This window comes from Neisseria sp. P0021.S007 (genome assembly GCF_051956855.1).
The window spans coordinates 1-1,051 of record NZ_JBQCXA010000147.1 but is presented as its reverse complement, the minus strand read 5'-3'; the positions used below and the strand labels follow the sequence as shown (position 1 = coordinate 1,051).

Genomic DNA, 1,051 nt, shown 5'->3' with positions numbered 1-1,051 from the left:
GGCCGTAGCTGGTGTAGAACAGTGCGCCAACTAAAATCAGCTTGAGCAGGGAGGTTTTTAGGGAGGGTTTCATGGATAGGTACATGGTTTAAATAAGGCCGTCTGAAAGTTAAAGAATTGTTCAGACGGCCTTTATTTTTTTATTTCTTCACTGCCAAGCTCACGGTGAAAATACCGTCTTCGTCTATCCATTGATGGATTTTTTCAAAACCGGCTTTTTCAACCAGCTGATCCATTTCCTGCTGACTGCGACGGCGCATTACCCAGTTTGGGTTGCCTGCTTTGTGGCTGGTCAGGGCGCGGGCAATCATTTCCAGTTGCGGATGCCACGGCTGGCCGGTGTAGATCAGGTAGCCGCCGGTTTCAATGGCTTCTCCAAAGCCGTAGAGCGAGTTCAAAATCAAATCATTGTCGGCAAACAATTCGTGCAGGCCGGAGACGATGCCCAGGGTAGGACGCGGCTGTAAATCGTGATAATTGGCGCGGTCATAGGCATTGACCTCATTGAAGGTAACCGTGTCTTGTAAGCCGCGCTCGGCAATCAGCTTGCGACCGGCTTCGACATTAATCGGACTGTAATCGCGCAAGCGTACGGAATTAGGCAATGTGTCGGCAGTCAGGGCATCCAATACATAGCGGCCATGACCGGATGCGATATCCAAAACGTGTACCGGTTTGTCTGCTTCACGCAGTTTGGCTGAGGCCGTCTGAATGGCTTTGCCGATATTGACTTTGCGTTGGCGAATGCCGCGCCAGCCGATAGCGTTAAGATAGTATTTGTCCACCCATACACCGAAAGCATTGCTGCCTTGCGTTTGATTGCGGTAGACATAATCCAATGTGCTGCCCGAATCAAAACCTGTTTCTTGACCGATTCTCAAGCCTTCACTCCAGCGCGAACCCAGTTTGAGCGAGGCGCGATATATTGCCCAGAATGCGCCGCGAGGCGTACAAACAGGCAAAGGCGTCGCCAGTTCGTCAGCTTCGCGACGGCTGTCTCCAAATAAGTGCGCTTGAGTCAGATCGACTTGTTGCAAAGGCTGATTGAAAC

At 51.1% G+C, this 1,051-nt stretch carries 1 protein-coding gene; it reads right to left on the bottom strand.

Features of this window, described 5'->3' with window-relative positions:
- Positions 1-140: 140 nt before the first annotated feature.
- Positions 141-1,051: class I SAM-dependent methyltransferase family protein (locus ACTHUR_RS11820; RefSeq protein WP_440398699.1), on the bottom strand; the 911-nt coding region annotated here is incomplete at its 5' end.